Origin of the sequence: Streptococcus sp. 22.1 (genome assembly GCF_016648645.1) — a bacterium.
Lineage (GTDB): Bacteria > Bacillota > Bacilli > Lactobacillales > Streptococcaceae > Streptococcus.
The window spans coordinates 36,492-59,314 of sequence record NZ_JACLQK010000002.1 but is presented as its reverse complement, the minus strand read 5'-3'; the positions used below and the strand labels follow the sequence as shown (position 1 = coordinate 59,314).

The window sequence follows — 22,823 nt, the reverse complement described above, 5'->3', positions numbered from 1 at the left end:
TATTATTTTGGGGAAAGGTCTTGTTAATTCCTTAATAAATAGATACAATAGAAAGGTCGGTTTTACCGAAAAATTTTAAATAATGAGGACAAAAATGTGTCAGTAAATTGGCAAGATATTGCGTTTTCTTTCCTCGGTGGTTTGGGGCTTTTCCTCTTTAGTATCAAGTACATGGGAGATGGTCTTCAACAAGCAGCCGGAGATAAGTTGCGTTTTTACATCGATAAGTATACCAGCAACCCGTTTTTAGGGGTTTTGATTGGTATTGTCATGACGGCCTTGATTCAGTCGAGTTCAGGGGTTACCGTTATTGTCGTCGGTCTGGTTTCGGCAGGACTTTTGAGTCTTCGTCAGGCTATTGGTATTGTCATGGGGGCAAATATCGGTACAACGGTAACTTCCTTCATGATTGGTTTCAAGCTTGGTGACTATGCCCTTCCAGTGATTTTCCTGGGGGCTGCGCTTCTCTTCTTTACAAGCAATAAGAAGCTCAATAACCTAGGTCGTATCTTGTTTGGTGTAGGGGGAATTTTCTTTGCCCTTAACCTTATGGGAGATGCGGTAGAACCTTTGAAGTCAGTTACAGCCTTTAAGGACTACTTGGCAACCTTGGGTGATCGCCCAGTCATGGGGGTTATCATCGGTGCTGGCTTGACCATGTTGATTCAATCGTCAGCAGCGACCATCGGTATTCTTCAGAGTCTCTATTCAGGTGGTTTGCTTGACCTGCAAGGTGCCCTTCCAATCCTCTTTGGGGATAATATCGGAACAACTATTACAGCGGTTCTAGCTGCTCTTGGTTCGAACATTGCAGCTAAACGTGTGGCAGGGGCTCACGTACTGTTCAACGTCATCGGGACGGTCTTGTGTTTGATTCTCTTGGTACCATTCACAGCCTTGATTCAATGGTTTAAGTCTGTGCTTGGTTTGACACCTGAGATGACTATCGCCTTTGCTCACGGTACTTTTAACATCGCAAATACTATTGTTCAATTCCCATTCATCGGACTCTTGGCTTACCTTGTGACTAAGATTATTCCTGGTGAAGATGAGATTAACAAGTACGAAGCACTCTACTTGGACCGTTTGCTTATCACACAAGCACCAGCTATCGCCCTTGGTAATGCTAAGAAAGAATTGGTGCACTTGGCATCGTACGCCATCCAGTCTTTGGAAGCTTCCTATGCTTTCTTTGCTAAGGGAGATGAAAAATACTTCGATAAGGTTGAGAAGTATGAAACAGCAGTTAATAGTATTGACGAAGAGTTAACAACTTATTTGATTGACATCTCTAACGAATCTCTAAGCGTTTCTGAAAATGAAGTGTTGGCAAGTGTGCTTGACTCTGTTCGTGACTTGGAGCGTATTGGTGACCTTGCAGTTGCAAGTGCAAACCTTTCACAACACATTCATAATAAGGGAATTGAATTTTCTGATACTGCCAAGGCTGAGCTTGCGGATGTTTACAACCGTACTCACCGTATCGCCCTTGATAGTATTCGTGTTGTTGTAGATGACGATAAGGTACTTGCAGGTCAAGTCATCCTTCGCCATGAAGAGTTGGAAAAACTTGAAAAACAATTGCGTAAAATACATACCAAACGTCTTAACAATGGTGAGTGTACTGCGCAAGCCGGTATCAACTATGTTGATTATCTCTCACATTACACACGTATCGCAGACCATGCGATTAACCTTGTTGAAAAGGTTACAGAAGGTGTGATTTAATAGAGAAAGTCGAGAAAATTTCTCGGCTTTTTTGTTATAATGAAAGCGTATTAAAAACATAGAAAATTGATGAGAGGTGGTCTTATGACCTATTATATTTCAGCCAAACGTTTTTATTTTGAACATAAAATCAAGGAAGGTGGCTACCTAGCGGTTGAGGATAGCCGTTTTGGTGACTGGACGGAAAATGTACCAGAAGGTGCAGAGGTGCTAGATTACAGTGATTATCAGATTTCTCCGGGTCTTGTAGATACTCACATTCATGGATTTGTGGGTTATGATGTCATGGATAATTCTGAGGAAAGTCTTCTAGGCATGAGTCAAGCCTTGCTTTCAGCAGGTGTGACCTCCTTCTTACCGACAGCTTTAACGGCGCCATTTGAAGGGTTGAAGGCTATTTGCCAAACAACAGCTAATACGGTTGGTAAGGAGACTGGTGCCAAAATTCAAGGGCTCTTCTTTGAAGGACCTTATTTCACTGAAACCTACAAGGGAGCTCAAAATCCTAAGTATATGGGCAATCCAAGCGTGGAACAATTGAAGGAATGGCAGGAGGCGGCTCAAGGAAAACTGATTAAATTGGCCCTTGCTCCTGAACGTGAGGGAGTAGCTGAATTTATCCAAGAAGCAACCAAGCAAGGTGTGACAATCGCTCTAGGTCATTCCAATGCTACATATGAAGAAGCCATGGCAGCAGTGGAAGCCGGGGCGTCCGTTTGGGTTCACGTCTACAACGGGATGCGTGGCTTTACCCACCGTGAGCCAGGTATGGTTGGTGCAGCCTTCGATAGTCCAGAAACTATTGGTGAGCTGATTGCAGATGGTCATCACGTGGTCCCTGCAGCTTGTAAGGTTCTTATCAAGCAAAAGGCACCTCAAGGAGTTGCCCTAATTACAGACTGTATGTCAGCGGGAGGCTGTCCGGACGGCGACTATATGTTAGGCGAACTTCCTGTTATTGTTGAAAATGGTACCGCCCGCCTCAAAGAAGGTGGTAATCTAGCTGGATCTATCTTACAACTTAAAGACGGTGTCAAACATGTGGTTGATTGGGGACTTGTGACAGTTGCTCAAGCCTTACAAATGGCCACTAGTGTTCCAGCTAAATCGGTTGGGCTTGAAAATACTTGCGGAAGCCTAAAAGCAGGTTTACCAGCTGATTTTATTGTATTAGATGACTCCTTGGAATTACAAGCAACCTTTGTTGATGGACGAAAAGGTTGGGAAAAATAAGAGTATGAGTAGCACTTTCTTATGAAGGTGCTGTTTTTTATTGATTTTTACAAAGGTGTTAGAGTAGTGTAAAATAGAAATACTTTGTATTTTACAGGAGGTAATATGTCAAAACGTATTTGGAGCATTGCCCTGGCCTATGTCGGTGTGATGATTGGTGCAGGGGTATCTTCAGGACAGGACCTCTTACAGTATTTTGTTAGTTTTGGAGCCTGGGGACTGATAGGTGTCATAGTTCTAGGAATCTTGCATGTTGGCTTTGGGCGACTCATGATTGCTCTGGGAAGTTATTATCGCTCAGACGATCACTCAGTAGTCCTGGCAGAAATCAGTCATCCTGTTATCTACCGTATTTTAGATATCGCTTTGATTATCACTTGTTTCCTGTTTGGCTTTGTTATGACAGCGGGGGCAGGGGCTAACCTAAACCAACAGTTCGGCTTTCCGATTTGGGTAGGTGCCTTCCTGTGTACAGCTCTGACTATCTTTGTGAGTTTCTTAGATTTCAAAAAAATCATCGGTGTTATTGGAGTTTTTACCCCTATGATTTTGGTTATGATTGCCATGATATTCGTGACCAATGTTTTAGGACGTCATTGGGATTTTGCTGAGATGGATAAGGTGTCGCAAACCATTCAATCTCCCTTCCCAAGTATTTGGCTGTCTGTGGTTAATTATTTTGCTGTTTGTGTCATGTCAGCTATAGCGATGGCCTTTGTCATGGGTGGCTCTATTCTCAAAATCAATGAAGCTGAAAAGAGCGGAGCCTGGGGAGGGTTTATGGTTGGTGTGATTTTCTTTGTCACAACATTGATCCTCTTTGCTAACAGTGATAAAATTGCTAGCTCGGATGTTCCTATGTTGGCTATTGCTAAGGAAGTGAATCCTATCTTTGCGACACTTTACGCCTTGGTGATTTTTGGTTTGATTTTTAATACCGTCTTTAGTCTCTACTATGCCCTTGGTAAACGCTTTTCAGCAGGTAGTGAGAAACGTTTCAAGTTCTTCGTGGCTGCATTTGCCCTTGCTGGCTTTGCTATTTCCTTCATGGGCTTCCGTCAACTGGTAGCGGTTATGTATCCTATTATCGGTTATTTGGGAATGCTGATGTTGGTAGTGCTAGTTGTTGCTAGCTACCGCAAAAAAGCTAAGATTCGTAAGGAAAAGGAAATTCGAAATCATCTCTTGTCCATCGTTGAGAAAGCTTATGATCCCAATCAAGACTTGACCCATCGAGACAAGAAAGAGGCAGAACAACTTCGAGAAGCCTCAATTCTTGATAATGATATTCTCCATGAAGACTCCCATGCACATGTTCGTCAGGAAATGGGGATTAGTAAGAATGATTAGAATTTTATTTTACAAGTTTCTCTATTTCTGCTATAATACTGACAAGAAAGAAGGGCTTATGGCGTTTTTCTAGCGAGCTTGGGATAGTGAAAGCCAAGTAGAGCAAAATGAGCAGTGGCGCTTTCTATCAGCAAATAGCTGAAGACAAACAGATAAAATGAAGTAATAAATTAGGGTGGAACCGCGTTTCTGACGCCCCTAGTCGCAAGGCTTGGGTGTTGAAATTCGGTTCTTTTTGAATTCGTCTAATGCCTAGGTAGAAAGGAGTACAATGCTTAAAGGATCTTGTTTATGTAAAGCAGTGACTTACACTCTAGATGAGGAATTATCTGAATTAGTTTTTTGCCACTGTTCATTCTGTCGGAAAGCAACTGCGTCTGCCTATACAGTTAATGCTAAAGTTAGCAGTAAAAATCTAGTATTGCATGGAAAAGAAAAGCTTGTTACGTATAGTTCTTCTCCAGGAAAACAGCGTTATTACTGCCAGAACTGTCATAGTCAAATTTTCACTATTCAAGAAAATATACCAGAAGTCTGTGCTTTGAAATTAGGTACAATAGATGAATGCGATCAGAATTTACAAACTATTCCCAAACGTCATATTTTTCAGGATCCAGCTTTTTCTTGGTTGCTTGATAAATAAACCTAAAAAGATAATATAAATTAAAGGAGTAAATAATGTCTAAAAAACTAACCTTCCAGGAAATTATCCTTACTTTGCAACAATACTGGAATGACCAGGGGTGTATGCTCATGCAGGCTTATGATAATGAAAAGGGTGCGGGAACTATGAGTCCTTACACCTTCCTTCGTGCCATTGGTCCTGAGCCATGGAATGCGGCTTATGTAGAGCCATCTCGTCGTCCAGCAGATGGTCGTTACGGGGAAAACCCAAACCGCCTTTACCAACACCACCAATTCCAAGTGGTTATGAAACCTTCTCCATCAAACATCCAAGAGCTCTACCTTGAGTCATTGGAAAAATTGGGCATCAATCCTTTGGAACACGATATTCGTTTCGTTGAAGATAACTGGGAAAACCCATCAACTGGTTCAGCTGGTCTTGGTTGGGAAGTTTGGCTTGACGGTATGGAAATCACTCAGTTCACCTACTTCCAACAAGTTGGTGGATTGGCAACTGGTCCGGTAACTTCTGAGGTCACTTATGGTTTGGAACGTTTGGCTTCTTACATCCAAGAAGTAGATTCTGTTTACGATATTGAGTGGGCTCCAGGCGTTAAATACGGGGAAATCTTCCTTCAACCAGAATACGAACACTCAAAATACAGCTTTGAAGTTTCTGACCAAGACATGCTTCTTGAAAACTTCGAAAAATTTGAAAAAGAAGCAGGACGTGCTTTGGAATTGGGTCTTGTTCACCCTGCCTATGACTACGTTTTGAAATGTTCACATACTTTTAACTTGCTAGATGCTCGTGGCGCTGTTTCTGTTACAGAACGTGCCGGTTACATTGCCCGCATCCGTAACTTGGCCCGTGTCGTAGCCAAAACCTTCGTTGCAGAACGTAAGAAACTTGGTTACCCACTTCTTGATGAAGCCACACGCGCAAAACTCCTAGCAGAAGAGGAAGAATAAGCAAAGTTACAAGAATGGAAAATGGGCGAACCTAGTGAGCCCACATGGCTACCCAGAGGCAAGTCGAAGACTTGCTAAAGGGATAGGCACCGCTGTACTGGTATATGGGAATTTTTGAAACGTTAGGTTCAAAAATCAGTTAGCTAAATCCACTTTGATGAGACTGTTGGAAATCTATGTCAAGGAGACACCAGATTTCTATACAGCCTCACAAAGTTAGTTAGCAACGTCCCCAGTACCTAAGGCGCCTATCGAAAAAAGAATTTTGTAAAGGAAAAAACATGACAAAAAACTTATTAGTAGAACTTGGACTTGAAGAGTTGCCAGCCTACGTTGTCACACCAAGTGAAAAACAACTCGGTGAAAAAATGGCAGCCTTCTTGGATAACAACCGTCTCTCATACGAAAGCATTCAAACCTTCTCAACACCACGCCGTTTGGCAGTCCGTGTGATTGGTTTGGCTGATCAACAATCCGATTTGACCGAAGATTTTAAAGGCCCTTCTAAGAAAATCGCTTTGGATGCAGAAGGTAACTTCTCAAAAGCGGCGCAAGGATTTGTCCGTGGGAAAGGCTTGACTGTTGACGATATCGAATTCCGTGAAGTCAAAGGTGAAGAGTACGTTTATGTTACTAAACACGAAGCTGGAAAACCTGCTAAAGAAGTTTTGGTTGGCGTTCCAGAAGTGCTTGCTTCATTGACTTTCCCTGTCAGCATGCACTGGGCTAACAACACATTTGAATACATTCGCCCAGTTCACACCTTGACAGTTCTTTTGGGCGACGAAGCGCTTGACCTTGACTTCTTGGATATCAAGTCAGGTCGTGTGAGTCGTGGACATCGTTTCCTTGGACATGAAGTGGAAATTACCAATGCGGATTCTTATGAGGAAGACCTTCGTACTGTTTACGTGATTGCGGATAGCAAAGAACGTGAAAACATGATTCGTGAGCAAATCAAAGCTATCGAAGCAGAACAAGGTGTTCAAGTCCAAATCGAAGAAGGACTTTTGAATGAAGTCTTGAACTTGGTCGAATACCCAACTGCATTTATGGGAAGTTTCGATACTAAGTATTTGGACGTTCCAGAAGAAGTCTTGGTGACATCAATGGAAACGCACCAACGTTACTTTGTTGTACGTGACCTTGACGGTAAGCTTAAACCAAACTTCATCTCAGTCCGTAATGGGAACGCTGAGCACTTGGAAAATGTTATCCGAGGAAATGAAAAAGTATTGGTGGCACGTCTTGAAGATGGTGAATTCTTCTGGCGAGAAGACCAAAAACTTAAGATTGAAGACCTCGTTGCTAAATTGGCACACGTGACCTTCCATGAAAAGATTGGTTCACTCTCTGAACACATGGCCCGTGCTGGTGTCATTGCAGCTTCCTTGGCTGAGCAAGCTGGTTTGACTGCCGAAGAAAGGGCAGCCGTAGCGCGTGCAGCTGAAATCTATAAATTTGACCTCTTGACTGGTATGGTCGGAGAGTTCGATGAATTGCAAGGAATCATGGGTGAAAAATACGCCCTCCTTGCTGGTGAGGATGCTGCGGTTGCGACAGCTATCCGTGAGCACTACCTTCCTGATTCAGCAGACGGAGCTCTTCCAGAGACTAAGGTTGGTGCCATCCTTGCGCTTGCAGATAAATTGGATACTCTCCTTTCCTTCTTCTCAGTTGGCTTGATTCCATCAGGTTCTAATGACCCTTATGCGCTTCGTCGTGCAACGCAAGGGATTGTTCGTATCTTGGATGCTTTTGGTTGGCACATCCCTATGGATGAGTTGATCGACAGCCTTTACGCCCTTTCATTTGATAGTCTTTCTTATGACAATCAAGCAGAAGTCATCAACTTCATCAAAGCGCGTGTGGACAAGATGATGGGACGCACATCTAAAGATATCAAGGAAGCCGTTCTTGCTGGTTCAAACTTTGTCGTGGCAGATATGCTTGAAGCAGCTGACGCCCTCTCAGAAGCTGCTAAGGCTGATGGTTACAAGGCGGCTGTTGAATCACTCTCACGTGCCTTCAACTTGGCAGAAAAAGCAGATGCTTCAGTAGCAGTCGATGCCAGTCTCTTTGAAAATAATCAAGAAAAAGCCCTTTCTAAAGCAATTGAAGAGCTTGAATTGACTGGTTCAGCTAGTGACAAATTGGCTCAGCTCTTTGCTCTTAGCCCAGTCATCGATGCCTTCTTTGACAACACGATGGTAATGGCAGAGGATGAGACTGTTAAAAATAACCGTTTGGCCCTTCTTGCAGGTCTCGTAGCGAAAGCTAAAGCTGTTGCAGCCTTTAATCAATTGAATACAAAATAAGTACCTGTTGACAGGTAGAAAGTAGGTCTTGTTATGACACCTGAAAAAATTGCTCGTATCAATGAGCTTGCCAAAAAGAAAAAAACAGAAGGCTTGACACCAGAAGAAGAGGTAGAACAAGCAAAACTTCGTGAAGAATATATTGAGGGTTATCGTCGCTCAGTTCGTCACCACATCGAAGGAATTAAAGTGGTTGACGAAGAAGGTAACGATGTGACACCTGAAAAACTACGTCAAATACAACGTGAAAAAGGCTTGCATGGTCGTAGCCTTGATGATCCTGAATCATAATAACTAGTAACAAGGGTTTGGAAGTTTTCCAAGCCCTTGTTTTGAAGTATAAAATTCTGAATATTCTGTATAATATTGACTAATTGTTTCAAAAATGGTATAATATAAGTTATGTTAAAAATTGCAGGACTCAATGAGTCTTGTTTTATAGAATTGGAGTGAAAAAAATGTCGCAAAAGCAACATCATAAAGACGACGACAACCAGACTGAGAATGGGATGGTGCGTGGTCTTCAAAACCGTCACGTCCAGCTGATTGCCATCGCTGGTACAATCGGTACAGGTCTCTTCCTTGGGGCAGGGCGTTCCCTTTCCCTAACAGGACCTTCAATCATACTTGTTTATATGCTGACAGGTGTCTTCATGTACCTCATGATGCGAGCTATCGGTGAGATGCTCTACATGGACCCGGACCAACATACCTTTATTAATTTTATTACGAAATACCTTGGTAAAGGCTGGGGATTCTTCTCAGGTTGGTCTTACTGGGTATCACTGGTATTTCTTGGTATGGCAGAAATTACGGCTGTATCGAACTATGTGCAGTTTTGGTTTCCAAGTTGGCCTGCCTGGCAGATTCAGATTGTCTTCTTGATTATCCTGAGTTCGGTTAACCTGATTGCGGTTAAGATTTTCGGGGAAGTTGAGTTTTGGTTTGGGATGATCAAGATTGTCACCATTCTTGCCTTGATAGCTACAGGGATATTTATGGTAGCAACTAACTTTGAAACGCCAGCTGGACATGCTAGTCTTAACAATATCACACAAGGTTTCCAGATGTTCCCTAAAGGTTGGGTGAGCTTTGTCATGACCTTCCAAATGGTCTTCTTTGCCTACCAAGCCATCGAATTTGTAGGGATTACAACATCTGAGACAGCAAATCCACGTAAGGTTTTACCAAAGGCAATCAAGGAGATTCCGATTCGTATTGTCATTTTCTATGTGGGTGCCCTCATTGCCATCATGGCTATCTTCCCATGGCAAAAACTTCCAGTTAATGAATCACCCTTCGTAACGGTCTTCCAAATGGCTGGTATCAAATGGGCAGCGGCTTTCATTAATTTTGTTGTTTTGACAGCAGCAGCCTCTTCTTTGAATTCAACACTTTATTCAACTGGCCGTCACCTTTTCCAAATCGCTAGGGAAACACCAAACAGTAAGGTTATGAAATCTTTGAAACTTGATACCTTGGCCCGTAATGGTATTCCTTCACGTGCCATCATTGTATCAGCCATTGTAGTTTGTGTTTCAGCCTTCATCAACGTCTTACCTGGTGTATCTGACGCCTTCGCTTTGATTACCGCATCTTCATCAGGTGTCTACATTGCCATCTACATTTTGACCATGCTTGCTCATCTCAAGTACCGTAAGTCTCAAGAGTTTATGGCAGATGGCTTCCTTATGCCAGCCTATAAGATTCTTAATCCATTGACTATCCTTTTCTTCATCTTCGTCTTTGTTTGTCTCTTCTTGCAAAAGTCAACAGTTGTCGGAGCTATCGGAGCAACCATCTGGATTGTAGTGTTTAGTATCTACAGTAACTGGAAACACAGTAAATAAATCGATTTAGCTCACCTTTATGGTGGGTTTTTTAGTTGCCAAAAAAGGACACAAGGTGTCCCAATTATTATCTATGCAATACTTTCTTGGCCTCCATGGTGAAAGAAACCACTTAAGAGGCCCTTACTACGATGGAAAATAGCAGGCTTGTGATCGTTGTGCGAACGACCATTAACATCAAGTTTAGCCCATTCAAGAGCCTGGTGGGCATTTCGGTCTGAGACTGTAGATGTCCCAATATAGCTGTAGATGCCTGCCTGAGCGAGAATAAAACCTTGCAGTTGGCGAATATGTTCATCATTGAGTGCTTCGGAAAAATGAATCTTTACTGTCTTATAAGTTAAAGATTGGACAGACTCAACGATAGGTGACTCTGCTAAGAGGTGCAAAAGTTCTTGATGCTTAGTAAAGGACTTATCATAGTCCATTGGAAGAATTATAGTATGGGCAATCCAATCTTTCAAGTTGGCTTTAGCCTTTTTACTAAGACCTCTTGCTGTGATACTGAGGTTATCTATATTGAAAGGAAGTTGGTCGATGTGAGCAATATTTGAACCATATACCTTTCTGAAAAGCGGTGTACTTGATAGAATATGTCCAGTAGGAGAAATAATAGCTAAGGCAGTTTCCTTGGTTTGGTAACCAAGCTCGTGACATTCCATGCTAGCGTATGTATCTTTAAATTCAATAATTGCACTTGTTTTCATCGTGTAACTCTCTTTCTGTTAGTTTATAAACTAACAATAGTTTATCATGACTTATTATCTTGGTCAAGATTTTACCTCAAAAAACAAAAAATATTTTTGTAAGGGCTTGCAAAAATATTTGAACTCTGATATTATATAACCCTAGCAAAAGGATTGTTACTGGTCAGCAGGCAAAACCTAGATAAATACGAAAAACTAATGGGAGTAGTGTATACTCACCCTAATTGGTTCTTGGTATTTATTTAGGTTTTTTTCGTTGAAAAAGCCTCGAAAGAACTAAAATCCTAGAAAAGAAAGGAGCCCTTATGGATAAATATACTGAATTAGCTGAAGACATTCTCAAACACGTCGGTGGTAAAGAAAATGTCAATAGCTTGAAACACTGTGTGACACGCTTACGCTTTGATTTGAAAGATGAGTCTAAAGCAGATGATGACTACCTTAAGAACCGTGACGGTGTTGTTACTGTTGTTAAGGCAGGTGGTCAATATCAGGTGGTTATCGGTAACCATGTCCCTGATGTTTATGCGGAGGTTCTCCAAGTTGGCGGTCTTCCAGCAGGTGGTAGTCTTGATATTGATGAAGGTGATGCGCCTAAAGGGAATCTTTTTGACCGCTTTGTATCTTTGGTTTCAAGTATTTTCCAACCTTTCCTTGGACCTTTGGCTGCGGCGGGGATTATCAAAGGGATAGTTGCTATCATGGCAGCTTGTGGCTTGTCAGCTGCAACGAGTCCTATGTATGTCATCTTTAATGCAGCAGGAGATGGTTTCTTCCAGTTCTTGCCAATCTTGATTGCATTAACATCTGCCCGTCGTTTCAAGGTTAATGAGTTTACAGCTATTGCGATTGCAGCGGCACTTGTTTATCCTGATATTGCTACGCTGGTGACTGCTCTTCAGAAAGCTGGTCAAGGTCATGTTCTAGGAGTTATTCCATTTGCGCTTCCTGCAGGTGGCTATCTCTCAACTGTAATGCCTTCTATCTTGGCCGTTTGGGTGGCTTCATACATTCAAAAATTCTTTACCAAGATTACTCCAGATGTCATTAAAGTCTTCGTAGTGCCTTTCTTTACATTACTCATTACTGTCCCATTAACATTCTTGGTGGTAGGACCAGTTGCCAATACTTTCTCTGATGGATTGACAAGCCTTTTCCAAGCAATCATGAATTTTAGTCCGATTGTCTTTGGTCTTATACTTGGTATTTTGTGGCAAGTCTTGGTTATGTTCGGAATGCACTGGGCACTTGTTCCCCTTGCTATCTTAGATGTGGCAACAAACGGAAGTTCTACTATTCTTTCAGCGGCTATCCTTCCATGTTTCACGCAAACAGGTGTGTTGGGAGCTATCATGCTTAAAACGAAAGAAGAAAAAGTCCGTACCATCTCTATGCCAGCCTTCATTTCATCTATTTTTGGGGTTACAGAACCTGCTATCTATGGGGTAACTCTTCCAATGAAAACGCCATTCTACATTTCATGTGGTGTTTCAGGACTTATGGGGGCTGCCATGATGGCCCTAGATATTAAGACGTATTCAATAGGTGGTCTGGGTGTCTTTGTCTTCCCAAGCCTTATTGGGCCTGACGGTAATCTTTCTAAAGTTATCATTGCCATTATCATTGCCATTGTGGGTGGTGTTCTTGCCTTCCTTATCCAACTCTTTGTACGAGTACCAAATCTATACGGTGGTGGAGTAGCTAAGGTTGAAGAAAAAGCTGAGGAAGCTGCACCTGCTCCTAAGGAAATTCAACAAGAAATCATTGCTAGCCCACTCATCGGGAATGTCGTACCACTTGACCAAGTACCTGACCAAGTCTTTGCTTCAGGAGCTATGGGTAAAGGAATCGCTATTGACCCAACTGATGGGGTGATTGTAGCACCGGCTAAGGCAACCGTTAATTTAGTCTTCCCTACTGGTCATGCGATTGGTTTGACAACTGAAAATGGTGTAGAGCTTCTCATCCATATTGGTATGGACACTGTTTCTCTTGCTGGAAAAGGGTTCAAGACCTATGTGGAAGCAGGGGATGTCGTAGAAGCGGGTCAAAAACTTATAGAATTTGACCTAGCAACTATCCGAGACGCTAAATTACCAGTTATCACACCAGTCATTGTTACCAATACAGCTGACTTTGATGATGTCTTAACAACTAAAGAAGCTCGTGTTAACACTGGTGATTATCTCCTCACCGCTGTTAAATAAAAAAGAAATCCGAGAATCAGCTTCTCGGATTTTTGTTTATTTGAATTTGTAGTCTTTAACGACTTCAACGGAATTGACCGTTACATTTTCTTTTGGTTTGCTGTTGTCATCAACTTCAAGGTTAGCAATAGTATCAACGACATCCATGCCTTTGATGACTTGACCAAAGACGGTATATTTAGTATCGCCAGCTGGGTAACCACCTTTTTTGTAGGCGTCAATGATAGGTTTTGGATAGCCAGCATTTCCTAGTTGTTTGCTTTGATCATCCTTGTTTTGAACAATGTAGAATTGGCTGCCGTTTGACTCTTTAGCACCAGTATTAGCCATAGCAAGTGCGCCACGGATGTTGTATAGGAATGGTGTAGGCTCAACAGCGAACCCTTTCTTCCAGATAGATTCTCCACCAGTACCGTCACCCTTAGGGTCACCACTTTGAATCATGAAGTCCTTGATTACACGGTGGAAGGTAAGCCCATCATAGTATTTGTCCTTGGCATGCTTCAAGAAGTTTTCAGAAGCCTTAGGAGCAAGTGTAGGGAAGAGTTTGACTGTGATATCACCCTTTGAAGTGTGGAGGATAACTTCAGCTTCGTCCTTACCAACCTTGTCTGACAACTGTGGAAAGGCATCTTTTCCAGATTTTTGAGCCTTTTCTAATTGTTTAGTGAATATCTTGTTATCAACGTAGGCATCTCCACGAACGGCGCGTGAGATGTTCTCACGAAAGGCAAAACCTAGGCCTGCGATAACAAGTACAATAATTAATGGAATGTACTTTTTAATGTTTTTCATATATAACTCCTTTGGTGCATTATACCTACTATTGTAGCAGAAAAAAACCTTTTGGGAAACGGTTAACAGAGGTCTTTAAATATGGTAGAATGGAACTATCAACAAGAAAATGAACATGGGACTAGATATAGGGAAAGGTTGCCTCAAGTTGTAAAGTGAGGTCGGACTTTTTAAGGGACATATGCTACTTGCTCTTATCAGAGAGAGGTGTCTAACTCCTAACTATAGAAAACTTCGCCAAGTCGAAGGGGTCTCTTGTTTAGATTTCTTGATAAAAGGAGATTTTTATGTCAACTAAAGCAGAATGGGCTGAACTCTTTGAGTCGGTACATGGGCGTAAGCCTAGCCCCCAAGAATTTTTGGATGCTAAAGCAGCTGACTTTGATACAAGTGCTTTGACTGCTCAAGCAGCATCTGTAGAAGCACCAGCTAATGAACCTGTCGCTGAGGCAGTAGCGACAGAACCAGTTGCTACTGAAAAAGTCACAGAACAAGATGACATCGCAGATGTGGCTGAAACAGCTGAAGATGCTGTCGCAGAACAAGCAAGCAGTGAATCACCAGTTGGTGCAGAAGCTTTCTCAGAAGCACCTGTGCAACAACCAACCCCACAATTTGATTCAAGCATGTTTGAAAAGGCACCTATCTCTTCAGCTCCAGGATTTGGAACAGTTCCTAATCCAGCAGCTGGCTCAGCAGATAAACCTCTTTTCAATCTTATCTTGCCAATCGTTGCGATTGCACTTTCAGTAATCTTTGCAATCTTGGCATGGTTTGTAGGTCCTGCTTGGCTCTTCATCATCTTGACAGTCCTCGCAGTTGCAGTGGCAGTTGTTTCACTTGTCTTTAGCCTTAAATCAAGCAAGAAATTGCTTTCAATCATCGCAACAGGTGTTGCTGGTCTCATGCTCTTTGTTTCTATTGGTGGTTTGATTTTCCAAATCTCTCAAAACTCTAGTGACAACACAAGCTCAAGCAAGACATCAAAAGTTGCTGATAAAGACGATGATGACGCTGACAAGAAAGATGATGACAGCGATTCAAAATCTGACTCTAAATCTGATTCTAAATCTGATTCAAAAGGTGATAGCACTGACGTCAACGATTACATTGACAAAAATGCTAAATTTGACTGGAATGAATCTAAGTTCAAGAAGTTGAAAGCAGGTAAGGATACCGTTAAGGCTATCGTTAAAACATACGGCAAGGCGTCAGATGCTGAGATGTCAGGTGATGAGTTGAAGTTGACATACTCTGGTAAAGACTATGGCGAAAGTGTCTACCTAAGCTTTAAGAAACAATATGATGGTACTTTCCTCTTGTCATATGCTTCAGGTAGATTCCCTCAAGATAAGGTAGAAGTTGATAAGTCTTACAAAGCTGACTGGACGAAAGAACAGTATGATGGACTTAAAGAAGGAGACTATAGTGACCCATCTAATGGTACGAAACTAGAGGATGTTATTAAAGATCACCCTAAAGCTTCAAGGGCAGAATACACAATCTCAACATCTCGTGAAGGTGAGTTCAAGAAAGAAATAAATCTCTCTTATAGTGACTTTGATGCAGAAGAAGGTAAACTAAAGAGTGTTTACTTGTATTTTGATACTAAAGAAGGTGACGATACGTTCTACCTTACTTATAAATCAGGTTTGGGAGATGACTAAATAAGGAAACAGGAGGGGATGCCTTCCTGTTTTTTCTTGATAAAAGGAGAATGTTATTGAAATTCTTAAATTATACATTCGAACAAAGTCAGTCTCTTGTCACTAAGGATATCGTTGAAAAGCTCAATCAAAAAGGGAGCTGGAAACGATTTATGGCTTGTTTATCACTTCAATTATTATTTATTTCTTCTCTATTATCACACCCATGTTTATAAAAGGATTGACGCTTGATCAAAATCCAACATTTTCTTGGATTCAGTGGCCTATGATTCTCTTGTATTTAGTCATGTATCTGGTCTATCTGCTCTTTTCAATAAAGCACAGAAGAAGCCCGATGAAATTAAAATTTTGCACCTACTTTTACATGGTGGTCTTACTCGCTATCTTTACAGTATGTGCTGGTATAATGATGATGACACGACGAAATATTGTCAGCATACTATCGGGTGCTATGTTTCTTCTTTCCATTTATTACTTGATTCGAACGGTTCCCCGTAAACTGAAAGAAGCTCTTCAAAATCAGACAGAGTTTAGCCCCATGGCAGCACTTGTGACTGAAAAGGTTTCAGATGGCTTGGTATTTTTAGGTGGGACAGGGATTACAGGTGCCCTTGTGCTGTTTGACCGCTCCACTGGAAGTGACACTAGAGAGAGCATTGATGCGGTGTTGATGCCTATTATGCCTGCCATATTTGTCTTTGCGACTTATGTCTTTTCCATTGATTTGCTACGAGGTTATTACCTCTTCAAATACTCTGAGCAATATAGAGAGCAGTTTGACTACTCAGCTAAGGATTGGTATGGCGAGAAATCGAAGGAGTATATGAGGATGCAGGGTTAAGTTGTGGTTAAAGTAATGTATGAAATTGATGGCAAAATGCTTGAAGTTAAAACAATTTTAAACCGTATTGGAGGATAAAATGGAAAAACAAATTAATGAAAAAATTCGTGAGATTGCTCAGAGTGTTAATGAAGAGGGGAAAAATGAGTATATCTACAATCTCTATATTCCAAAGCAATATAATTTTCCTAATAATACTGAAATTATAGATATTGAAAAAATAATTGAACAAATTAAAGGGAATCTTCCAAATCAAGGGATAATCTTAAATGACTAACATAACATTTTCACAAGTTCAAAAGAGTTTTCACAAGAAGTTGGTGTTAGACATTCCTGATTTTCAAGCGGATTCAGGTGAAATCTTCTCCATCGTTGGTGGCAATGGTGCCGGGAAGTCGACTTTTATCAAGCTCTTGGCAGGGATTTTTTTGCAGGATAAGGGCGAGGTTCGTGTTCATGGCGTTTCTAATCGCTCCAAGAAAATCCACTCGCTGGTCAAGTTTGTCTTGGAGAGCGGACAGGGGTTGTACAGTTATTTGACAGCTATGGAAAATCTTCAATATTTTCTAGGATTGAATGGGATTGCCTTGTCTCATATCAAGGCAGAGGTGGATGTCTTGTGTGACCAGCTGGCTTTTACCCCTTATAAGGACACGCTGGTTTCAGAACTGTCCCAGGGCAACCGTCAGAAATTGACCTTAATCTTAGCTTTAGTACAGAAACCGAAAGTACTCTGTTTGGATGAGCCGACTAATGGGCTAGATTTGCTGGCAAAAAAACAGCTGATGACTCTTTTACAGGATTATGCTCGTCACCATCAAGCCAGTATTTTTATCACCAGTCATGATGCTAGTTTTATCGAGAAGGTCAGTACTCGGGTGGTGGTAATTCAGGAGGGGCGGCTTTATCGTGAAGGAACCTTTGAGGAGATTTTTGGTAATGTCCACCAGCATGAAGTCTATCACTTGCTGTTAGATAAGAGTGCAGAAAGTGTACTGAAACAAAGATTCCCTGAGCTGGACTACAAGGTGCTTGATGGTGGGATTTCGGTAGAGACCAGAAATTCAGACCTTAATCGGCTATTGCAAGAAGAAACGGAAGTCTTGCAGTTCGCCCGAGAACCTGCCTCTTTGGAAGATTTGCTGTATGAGGTGCTCAAATGATGCTAGCAGCGATTGGGCGAGAGTTTAGTCGCCAACTCAGTGAATACAAACAGTTCAAAGTCAATCTTCTCTTTGCCAATCTGGGAATTTTCTTTCTGGTTACGGGTTTTCTGAACTATTTTGACAGTCAGCAAGATACTTTTGAGCTGTTTATCTTGCTTTTTACTTGGTATTTTTCTAGCCACAGTATCACTCATCCGACCTATTTTATCGAAGATGAGATTGCAGACCGCACCATTATCAACGTGATTCAGAGTCGGAGGAGCATCTTTGGCATGCTTTTTATCAAAATTATCGTACAGATTTTGTTGGACTTGGTCAAGGCCATTCCTTTGTTTTGCTTGGTTGCCTTGGTTCAGCAGATTGCCTTTCCTACTGACTGGGTCGATACATTTGTTACCTTTCTTCTGTCCTTTGTGGTTATTGCGTCCCTTTATGGTCTAGGCTTTCTCTTTGCCAGTTTTTCCTTTGTCTTTACAAAAATTTCCAGTATTACTAGCCTCCTTGCTTACGGGATTCTCTTTTGGGTTGGTTTTCAGGAACAATCGAGTCATTTGATTGCTACTTTAACTCGTTTCTTGCCTTTCCATCTCTTGGTGAGTTTTATCCGCCAGCCAAGTTGGTTCGTTCTTTTATTATTACTGGGATACGGTTTGATTTACTGGCTCTTGGGTTACTTGTGCTTTCAAACTTGTTTGACCTATGCCAAAAAGAAGGGAAGTTTGTTCCATGTATAATGAAGTGAAGCGATTTTATCTCTTTCGCAGGAGACGCTGGGCGGATACCCTGTTTGACACCCTCTACCACGTCATTTTCATTCTTGGTTTTTATAGCCTTTTGAGGGGCAATTCTGACTTTCAGTTGTCCTATTTCTATTATTATTTCATCTTGACCCATGTGGTTTCCTTGGGAAATGAAGAGTTGGAGTACGAGATTCGGTCTGGGCAATCTTTTGGCACCCAGTATGCTTTGCAATCAGTGTATAGAATTTACCTGCAACGAGCAGTGGTTTACTTTGTTTGGTTGTCTTTGATCTTCTGGATTGCTCTGCTTTTGATTCATCAGGGTTTACCAACTCACTTTTCTTTGAAGGTCATCAGTTTTCAAGGACTGTTCGTGGTACTGATTGGTTTCCTGATTTTCCTCGGCTATTATCTTGTCATGATTCGACTGACTATCCGCTTCCAACGAATTTCAGTCTTGGTAGATTTTCTAAACACCGTGCTCTTATTCTACTCAGGACTCGTCTTTCCAGTGGTGAGTTTTGGGAATTTGAAGAAATTATTTGATGGGATTATAAGAAATTAAGGATTCTTTTTCAATGCAGAGTCCTTTTTCTATTGAAATCTTCTTTTAATTCCTATCCTCTGAGACGGTGAAGGTGATATACTCCCACTTACAGTGGACAGTGAAAATACTATAATTCACTAGAAGTGAACTGCCCCAAAAAGTGTGACAGAGAAAATCAAACTTTTTGGGGTAGTTTCTTTTCTTCTTCCATCCATTTTGATGAGATGACTTGACACTAAAGCACATCAGGCAGTCTCAAAAAATTCTCTATTATATCCGACCTTATTTTCATAAGACTAGATTAAAGTATGATAAAATAAAGAAAAAGAGATAAAGGAGTCAGCTATGGCAACTAGAGAAGAATGGGTGCGTCACTTTGAGGACGTCAATGGTCGTAAACCAAGTCCTGAGGAGTTTATGGAAGCTAAGAAAGAGGGCTTTGTCATTGCTTCGGAGGGACCAAGTGCCCAAGTGTCTGAGCAGGTTGAGGCTCAGCAGGTGGATAGCTCTGAAACTACTGAAGAGGTGACAGCTGACTCAGTAGTAGATACGCAACCAGACGAGGCTCAGGTGGCATTAGAGGAGGAAGCTCCTAAGCAAATGCCTGAGTTGAATCTGGAGAAAGAGCAAGAAAAAGAAACTCCAAAGACAAGTCAGATACCTTTGGAAAACCCTTATTACAAGCCAAAAGTAACCAAGAACAATGCTTTTGTTAATATTGCTTTGCCAATCATTATTCTAGTTTTGGGGATTCTATTTGTCATTTTGTCTTGGACACTTCCTATCGGTTTTGTCTTTACCTTCCTTGCTTTCTTTCTTATCATTTTGGCGATTGTGACTTTGGTTTTGAGTCTGAAATCGACACGCAAGGCACTATCTATTATTGCCCTAGTCATGTCAATTATCTTCTTCATGACTTCGCTTGCTGGAGCAGGTTATCAAGCGGTGAAATATGTCATGAACCATGCTGAACAGTTCCAAAGTGACGGTCACGATAGAGCTTATCTGTACATCGATGAGAATTATAAGTTTGACTGGACTGAGGATCAGTTTAAGGAGTTGAAGGTTGGTACTTTGACATTGGACGAGGTCTTGGCTACTCACGGTAAGGCGACTGATGCCGAGTATAGTGATGCTTACGAGGAAGATAAACCAGATTTACTAGATCTTACCTATAGAAAAGAAAATACAGATGGAAACAACTATGTTCGTTTGACTTTTGAGATAAAAGACGGTGTCTATGTTTTGAAATCTGCCTCAGCAACCTTCGACTATGATAAGGTCAAAGAAGTCGATGACTATCATAGCAACTGGACAAAAGATGACTATGAAAAGTTGTCTGTAGGTACACAAGCTGATTTGCTTAAGGGGACACGACTTTCTGAAGTGGTTGAAAAACACCCAGAGGCTAGCTTCACTTATCATGAAATGACACAAACTGAACAGGGCGATCTCACTCAGTCAGTGAGTCTTAGCTACCGTGATTATAATCCAGAAAATGGTAAGGTAGATACTGTTCGTTTGACCTTCGACTATGACAAACGTGAAAACGAGTACTTCTTGACAGATAAATCAGACGAATAGGACTACTTTGTTAGTCATTCAAGCTCAGGGTTGCCTGGGCTTTTTAGTATCAACAAAAGAGGATAAAATCTGGTATAATAAAATTGATTGATTTTTCAAGAAAGAAGTGTCACAGATGAACATACAACAACTACGTTATGTCGTAGCCATTGCCAACAGCGGAACCTTCCGTGAGGCAGCCAGCAAGCTCTTTGTGAGCCAGCCTAGCCTATCAGTGGCTATCAAGGATTTGGAGCAGGAGCTGAATTTTCAAATTTTCACCCGTACAACGACGGGGGCTGTCTTGACCAGTCAGGGTATGACCTTTTATGAGCGTGCGCTTGAGGTGGTACGCAGTTTTGATAGTTTTGAAAATCGCTATCTCAATGCTTCTGAAAAGGGTAACCAGTATTCGATTGCCAGCCAGCACTATGACTTTTTGCCACCTTTGATTACGACTTTTTCAGAGCGTTACCCTGATTACAAGGATTTCCGTATCTTTGAGTCTACGACCATTCAGATTTTGGATGAGGTAGCCAAGGGGCACAGTGAGATTGGGATTATCTATTTGAATCGTCAAAATAGCAAGGGAATCCAGCAAAATATGGACAAGCTTGGGCTTGAGGCTATTGATTTGATTCCGTTTAAGACTCACATTTATCTCCGTAAGGGGCATCCTCTGGCTAAAAAAGAAAGTCTGGTCATGGAGGACTTGGCAGCCTTGCCTACGGTGCGTTTCACTCAGGAGAAGGACGAGTACCTTTACTATTCTGAGAACTTTGTGGATACGTCAGATTCGTCTCTTATGTTTAACGTGACAGACCGTGCGACTTTGAACGGTATCTTGGAACGGACGGATGCTTATGCGACGGGGTCTGGCTTCTTGGATGCACAAAGTGTGAATGGGATTACGGTGATTCCGCTTGAGGATAATTTGGATAACAAGATGGTTTATGTCCGTCGTAAGGGTATTAACTTGTCGTCTTGTGCTCTCAAGTTTGTCAATGTTATGTTTGACTACTTTGATACATACAAACCATAGGAGGATTTATGCGTAAGGTTGCGATTCCTTTGGCTATTCTAGCTCTGATTGGTTTGGATCAGTGGGTCAAGCATTGGGTTGTGGCAAATATTGCCCTTAACCAAGTTATCAAGGCTATTCCTGGACTTTTCAGCTTGACCTATCTACAGAACCGTGGTGCTGCCTTTTCGATTTTACAGGATCAGAAATATTTCTTTGTGATTTTGACGGTTCTAGTGATTGGTGCGGCTCTGGTTTATCTGGTTAAGAATTATCAGAAGAGTCTTTGGCTGGTGCTATCTTTGGTTTTGATTATCTCAGGTGGTATTGGTAACTTTATTGACCGTCTGCACTTGGGTTACGTGGTTGATATGGTTCAGCTTGATTTTATTGATTTTGCGATATTTAACGTGGCAGACTCCTATCTAACGGTGGGCGTGTTGCTCTTGATTTTAATCTTATGGAAAGAGGAAAATGGAAGTCATCATTAAAGAGGCGGGAAACCGTCTGGACAAGGCTTTGGCAGATTTGACAGAATTGTCACGTAGTCAGGCCAATGAAGCAATCAAGGCTGGGACAGTCTTGGTTAATGGTAAGTTAGCAAAGGCCAAGTATGCGGTTAAAGAGGGTGATGTCATCACCTATGAATTGCCAGAAGAAGAGGTCTTGGAGTACAAGGCCGAGGATATTCCTTTGGATATTATCTACGAAGATGCGGATGTGGCAGTGGTCAACAAACCTCAAGGTATGGTGGTCCATCCCTCAGCTGGTCACACGTCTGGTACCTTGGTCAATGCCCTGATGTATCATGTCAAGGACCTTTCGTCTATCAATGGTGTGGTTCGTCCAGGAATTGTCCACCGTATCGACAAGGACACGTCAGGTCTCCTTATGATTGCTAAGAATGATAAGGCTCACAATGCTTTGGCGGCGGAGCTTAAGGATAAGAAGTCCCTTCGTAAGTATGTGGCTATCGTGCATGGCAATCTGCCTAACGATCGAGGTGTGATTGAGGCTCCGATTGGGCGCTCAGACAAGGACCGCAAGAAGCAGGCGGTTACAGCTAAAGGAAAACCTGCAGTTACACGATTTACCGTTCTTGAACGTTTTGGCAACTATACGTTGGTAGAGCTGCAACTGGAAACAGGTCGCACGCACCAGATTCGTGTGCACATGGCTTATATCGGTCACCCGGTGGCGGGAGATCCTCTTTATGGGCCACGCAAGACCCTCAAGGGCCATGGCCAATTTCTACATGCCAAGACCCTTGGTTTCACGCATCCTACGACTGGAGAATTGGTCGAATTTACAGCGAAAGAACCTGCTATTTTCAAGGAAACCTTGGAGAAGTTGAGAGAAGCTTAACAGTTATTAAGCGGATAGTCTTTCTTGGGAGAGGCGTCCGTTTTTTTCTTGTAAAAGAGTCTGAAATTTGCTATAATTTACCTAATTAAATAAGTCCTTTAATCACTGTCCAGAGAGGCAGGCAAGGAG

20 protein-coding genes and 1 pseudogene are annotated in these 22,823 nt (G+C 41.8%); 19 read left to right on the top strand and 2 right to left on the bottom strand.

Annotation, left to right across the window (positions count from 1 at the left end; genetic code table 11):
* The first annotated feature begins 96 nt into the window (after window positions 1-96).
* The 8 genes from H7U04_RS01110 to H7U04_RS01075 all read left to right on the top strand — a co-directional run bounded on the left by H7U04_RS01110 (window position 97) and on the right by H7U04_RS01075 (window position 10,075).
* The gene (locus tag H7U04_RS01110; protein WP_002890237.1) at window positions 97-1,728 is read left to right on the top strand and encodes a Na/Pi cotransporter family protein; all 1,632 of its coding nucleotides are present in this window, start codon (window positions 97-99) and stop codon (window positions 1,726-1,728) included.
* 84 nt (window positions 1,729-1,812) lie between these two features.
* A complete protein-coding gene (gene nagA, locus H7U04_RS01105) occupies window positions 1,813-2,961 on the top strand; it encodes an N-acetylglucosamine-6-phosphate deacetylase (protein WP_175062752.1) in 1,149 nt (382 codons plus the stop codon).
* Between the two features lie 105 nt (window positions 2,962-3,066).
* Window positions 3,067-4,311 carry a hypothetical protein gene (locus H7U04_RS01100; RefSeq protein WP_175062753.1) on the top strand — a complete coding sequence of 415 codons (1,245 nt, stop codon included), beginning with the start codon at window positions 3,067-3,069 and terminating at the stop codon, window positions 4,309-4,311.
* A gap of 271 nt (window positions 4,312-4,582) precedes the next feature.
* Window positions 4,583-4,954: a GFA family protein gene (locus H7U04_RS01095; protein ID WP_175062754.1), complete on the top strand. Its 372-nt coding sequence runs from the start codon at window positions 4,583-4,585 to the stop codon at window positions 4,952-4,954.
* Window positions 4,955-4,989: 35 nt separating this feature from the next.
* On the top strand, window positions 4,990-5,907 hold the full coding sequence (gene glyQ, locus H7U04_RS01090; protein WP_002886077.1) for a glycine--tRNA ligase subunit alpha: 918 nt from the start codon (window positions 4,990-4,992) through the stop codon (window positions 5,905-5,907).
* A gap of 281 nt (window positions 5,908-6,188) precedes the next feature.
* Complete coding sequence (gene glyS, locus H7U04_RS01085) at window positions 6,189-8,225, top strand: glycine--tRNA ligase subunit beta (RefSeq protein WP_110981171.1); 2,037 nt, start codon at window positions 6,189-6,191, stop codon at window positions 8,223-8,225.
* A gap of 33 nt (window positions 8,226-8,258) precedes the next feature.
* Window positions 8,259-8,516, top strand: coding sequence for a DUF896 family protein (locus H7U04_RS01080; protein WP_048790600.1), 258 nt, complete (start codon window positions 8,259-8,261; stop codon window positions 8,514-8,516).
* A 167-nt stretch (window positions 8,517-8,683) separates the two neighbouring features.
* Window positions 8,684-10,075 (top strand): amino acid permease, encoded by a 1,392-nt coding sequence (locus H7U04_RS01075; RefSeq protein ID WP_110981170.1) that lies wholly within the window; start codon window positions 8,684-8,686, stop codon window positions 10,073-10,075.
* Between the two features lie 71 nt (window positions 10,076-10,146).
* On the opposite strand, the gene H7U04_RS01070 is transcribed toward H7U04_RS01075, so the two are convergent.
* Complete coding sequence (locus tag H7U04_RS01070) at window positions 10,147-10,782, bottom strand: nucleotidyltransferase (protein ID WP_179969310.1); 636 nt, start codon at window positions 10,780-10,782, stop codon at window positions 10,147-10,149.
* Between the two features lie 305 nt (window positions 10,783-11,087).
* Here H7U04_RS01070 and H7U04_RS01065 point away from each other — a divergent pair, with 305 nt between their 5' ends.
* Window positions 11,088-12,989, top strand: a complete 1,902-nt coding sequence (locus H7U04_RS01065; RefSeq protein ID WP_073689622.1) for a beta-glucoside-specific PTS transporter subunit IIABC — start codon at window positions 11,088-11,090, stop codon at window positions 12,987-12,989.
* Between the two features lie 36 nt (window positions 12,990-13,025).
* Here H7U04_RS01065 and H7U04_RS01060 read toward each other — a convergent pair whose 3' ends face one another.
* Window positions 13,026-13,784: a peptidylprolyl isomerase gene (locus H7U04_RS01060; RefSeq protein ID WP_037601992.1), complete on the bottom strand. Its 759-nt coding sequence runs from the start codon at window positions 13,782-13,784 to the stop codon at window positions 13,026-13,028.
* 287 nt (window positions 13,785-14,071) lie between these two features.
* Between H7U04_RS01060 and H7U04_RS01055 the strand changes: the two genes are divergently transcribed.
* The 10 genes and pseudogenes from H7U04_RS01055 to H7U04_RS01010 all read left to right on the top strand — a co-directional run bounded on the left by H7U04_RS01055 (window position 14,072) and on the right by H7U04_RS01010 (window position 22,694).
* Window positions 14,072-15,451: a hypothetical protein gene (locus H7U04_RS01055; RefSeq protein ID WP_179969311.1), complete on the top strand. Its 1,380-nt coding sequence runs from the start codon at window positions 14,072-14,074 to the stop codon at window positions 15,449-15,451.
* A 334-nt stretch (window positions 15,452-15,785) separates the two neighbouring features.
* Entirely contained in the window at window positions 15,786-16,292 is a 507-nt protein-coding gene (locus tag H7U04_RS11355; RefSeq protein WP_257056727.1) for a hypothetical protein, read from the top strand.
* 79 nt (window positions 16,293-16,371) lie between these two features.
* Window positions 16,372-16,485: pseudogene (locus tag H7U04_RS11520) on the top strand (TIGR01741 family protein); the annotation flags it as partial.
* 76 nt (window positions 16,486-16,561) lie between these two features.
* A complete protein-coding gene (locus H7U04_RS01040; protein WP_110981165.1) occupies window positions 16,562-17,455 on the top strand; it encodes an ABC transporter ATP-binding protein in 894 nt (297 codons plus the stop codon).
* Window positions 17,452-18,192 (top strand): hypothetical protein, encoded by a 741-nt coding sequence (locus H7U04_RS01035; protein ID WP_048676147.1) that lies wholly within the window; start codon window positions 17,452-17,454, stop codon window positions 18,190-18,192. Before H7U04_RS01040 ends, H7U04_RS01035 begins: the two co-directional genes overlap by 4 nt.
* Window positions 18,185-18,763 (top strand): hypothetical protein, encoded by a 579-nt coding sequence (locus H7U04_RS01030; protein WP_014621870.1) that lies wholly within the window; start codon window positions 18,185-18,187, stop codon window positions 18,761-18,763. The genes H7U04_RS01035 and H7U04_RS01030 overlap by 8 nt, the downstream gene beginning before the upstream one ends.
* A gap of 327 nt (window positions 18,764-19,090) precedes the next feature.
* The gene (locus H7U04_RS01025) at window positions 19,091-20,329 is read left to right on the top strand and encodes a CD20-like domain-containing protein (RefSeq protein WP_201059242.1); all 1,239 of its coding nucleotides are present in this window, start codon (window positions 19,091-19,093) and stop codon (window positions 20,327-20,329) included.
* Between the two features lie 115 nt (window positions 20,330-20,444).
* On the top strand, window positions 20,445-21,350 hold the full coding sequence (locus H7U04_RS01020; protein WP_004183016.1) for a LysR family transcriptional regulator: 906 nt from the start codon (window positions 20,445-20,447) through the stop codon (window positions 21,348-21,350).
* An 8-nt stretch (window positions 21,351-21,358) separates the two neighbouring features.
* The gene (lspA, locus tag H7U04_RS01015) at window positions 21,359-21,820 is read left to right on the top strand and encodes a signal peptidase II (protein ID WP_037602007.1); all 462 of its coding nucleotides are present in this window, start codon (window positions 21,359-21,361) and stop codon (window positions 21,818-21,820) included.
* On the top strand, window positions 21,804-22,694 hold the full coding sequence (locus H7U04_RS01010; protein ID WP_201059240.1) for an RluA family pseudouridine synthase: 891 nt from the start codon (window positions 21,804-21,806) through the stop codon (window positions 22,692-22,694). Before lspA ends, H7U04_RS01010 begins: the two co-directional genes overlap by 17 nt.
* Window positions 22,695-22,823 lie beyond the last annotated feature (129 nt).

Bases quoted from the DNA above. Each gene is read 5' to 3' on its own strand.
- nagA (WP_175062752.1), top strand. From the start codon at position 1,813: ATGACCTATTATATTTCAGCCAAACGTTTTTATTTTGAACATAAAATC.
- H7U04_RS01100 (WP_175062753.1), top strand. From the start codon at position 3,067: ATGTCAAAACGTATTTGGAGCATTGCCCTGGCCTATGTCGGTGTGATG.
- H7U04_RS01095 (WP_175062754.1), top strand. From the start codon at position 4,583: ATGCTTAAAGGATCTTGTTTATGTAAAGCAGTGACTTACACTCTAGAT.
- glyQ (WP_002886077.1), top strand. From the start codon at position 4,990: ATGTCTAAAAAACTAACCTTCCAGGAAATTATCCTTACTTTGCAACAA.
- glyS (WP_110981171.1), top strand. From the start codon at position 6,189: ATGACAAAAAACTTATTAGTAGAACTTGGACTTGAAGAGTTGCCAGCC.
- H7U04_RS01080 (WP_048790600.1), top strand. From the start codon at position 8,259: ATGACACCTGAAAAAATTGCTCGTATCAATGAGCTTGCCAAAAAGAAA.
- H7U04_RS01075 (WP_110981170.1), top strand. From the start codon at position 8,684: ATGTCGCAAAAGCAACATCATAAAGACGACGACAACCAGACTGAGAAT.
- H7U04_RS01070 (WP_179969310.1), bottom strand. From the start codon at position 10,782: ATGAAAACAAGTGCAATTATTGAATTTAAAGATACATACGCTAGCATG.
- H7U04_RS01065 (WP_073689622.1), top strand. From the start codon at position 11,088: ATGGATAAATATACTGAATTAGCTGAAGACATTCTCAAACACGTCGGT.
- H7U04_RS01060 (WP_037601992.1), bottom strand. From the start codon at position 13,784: ATGAAAAACATTAAAAAGTACATTCCATTAATTATTGTACTTGTTATC.
- H7U04_RS01055 (WP_179969311.1), top strand. From the start codon at position 14,072: ATGTCAACTAAAGCAGAATGGGCTGAACTCTTTGAGTCGGTACATGGG.
- H7U04_RS11355 (WP_257056727.1), top strand. From the start codon at position 15,786: ATGAAATTAAAATTTTGCACCTACTTTTACATGGTGGTCTTACTCGCT.
- H7U04_RS01040 (WP_110981165.1), top strand. From the start codon at position 16,562: ATGACTAACATAACATTTTCACAAGTTCAAAAGAGTTTTCACAAGAAG.
- H7U04_RS01035 (WP_048676147.1), top strand. From the start codon at position 17,452: ATGATGCTAGCAGCGATTGGGCGAGAGTTTAGTCGCCAACTCAGTGAA.
- H7U04_RS01030 (WP_014621870.1), top strand. From the start codon at position 18,185: ATGTATAATGAAGTGAAGCGATTTTATCTCTTTCGCAGGAGACGCTGG.
- H7U04_RS01025 (WP_201059242.1), top strand. From the start codon at position 19,091: ATGGCAACTAGAGAAGAATGGGTGCGTCACTTTGAGGACGTCAATGGT.
- H7U04_RS01020 (WP_004183016.1), top strand. From the start codon at position 20,445: ATGAACATACAACAACTACGTTATGTCGTAGCCATTGCCAACAGCGGA.
- lspA (WP_037602007.1), top strand. From the start codon at position 21,359: ATGCGTAAGGTTGCGATTCCTTTGGCTATTCTAGCTCTGATTGGTTTG.
- H7U04_RS01010 (WP_201059240.1), top strand. From the start codon at position 21,804: ATGGAAGTCATCATTAAAGAGGCGGGAAACCGTCTGGACAAGGCTTTG.